The organism is Streptomyces sp. NPDC047706, assembly GCF_043204795.1.
Taxonomy (GTDB): domain Bacteria; phylum Actinomycetota; class Actinomycetes; order Streptomycetales; family Streptomycetaceae; genus Streptomyces.
Genome location: NZ_JBIDCW010000070.1, coordinates 1 through 1,192 on the forward strand (window position 1 = coordinate 1; position 1,192 = coordinate 1,192).

Genomic DNA, 1,192 nt, shown 5'->3' on the forward strand with positions numbered 1-1,192 from the left:
TTCCTCGGCGCCGGAAAGACCACCCTGCTCAACCACGTCCTCACCAACCGCGAGGGCCTGCGCGCCGCCGTCATCGTCAACGACATGAGCGAGGTCAACATCGACGCCGCCCTGGTGCGCGGCGGCGAGGCGGCGCTGTCGCGCACCGAGGAACGCCTGGTCGAGATGACCAACGGGTGCATCTGCTGCACCCTGCGCGACGACCTGCTGGAAGAGGTGGAACGGCTGGCGCGCGAGGGGCGCTTCGACTACCTCCTCATCGAGTCCTCCGGCATCTCCGAACCCATGCCGGTGGCCGCCACCTTCGCCTTCGCCCGCGACGACGGCGCCACCCTCGGCGACCTGGCCCGCCTCGACACGATGGTCACGGTCGTGGACGCCGCGGGCTTCCTGCCCGAACTGGCCGGCGGCGACGAACTGACGGAGCGGGGCCTGGACCAGTACGAGAACGACGAACGCACCGTCAGCGACCTGCTGATGGACCAGATCGAGTTCGCCGACGTCATCGTCCTCAACAAGCTCGACCTCGTCGACGCCGAATCCGCCGACCGGCTCCGGGCCACCCTGGCCCGCCTCAACCCCGCCGCCCACATCGTCCCGGCCGTGCGGGGCCGCGTACCCGTCGGCGAGATCCTGGGCACCGCCCGCTTCGACCTGGAGCGCGCACAGCAGGCACCGGGCTGGGTCAGAGAGCTCAACGGCGACCACGTCCCCGAGACGGAGGAGTACGGCATCTCCTCCACCGTCTTCCGCTCCGCGGCACCCTTCCACCCCGGACGGCTGTGGACGTTCGTGACCAAAGCACTCGACAGCGGCACCCACGGACAAGTCCTCCGCTCCAAGGGCTTCTTCACCCTGGCCAGCCGGCCCCGCGTGACGGGACTGTGGTCCCAGGCCGGCTCCGTGGCACGCTTCGAACCCTCCTCCGCACGGGACACCGACAGCCCCTACGCCCAGGAACTCGTCTTCATCGGCACCCACTTGGACGCGGAATCCCTGCGCGCGTCCCTGGCCGAATGCCTCATACGGGCGGACGAAGCCCCGCCAGACACCGACCCCTTCCCCGCCTGGGACACCTACGGCTTCGACGAAACCTGCGCACACGAACACGACCCCCTCACCACCGTGACGGGGCACTGAGACTCCGGGCCGGACGCTGGTCGCAGCCACGGCACCGTCCGGCCCGGTACAC

The 1,192-nt window shown here is 70.0% G+C and carries 1 protein-coding gene; it reads left to right on the forward strand.

Going from position 1 to position 1,192, the window contains the following annotated elements:
• The coding region (locus ACGF8A_RS34545) for a GTP-binding protein (protein WP_393114803.1) at nucleotides 1-1,140 on the forward strand (1,140 nt) is incomplete at its 5' end.
• Between the last annotated feature and the right edge of the window lie 52 nt (nucleotides 1,141-1,192).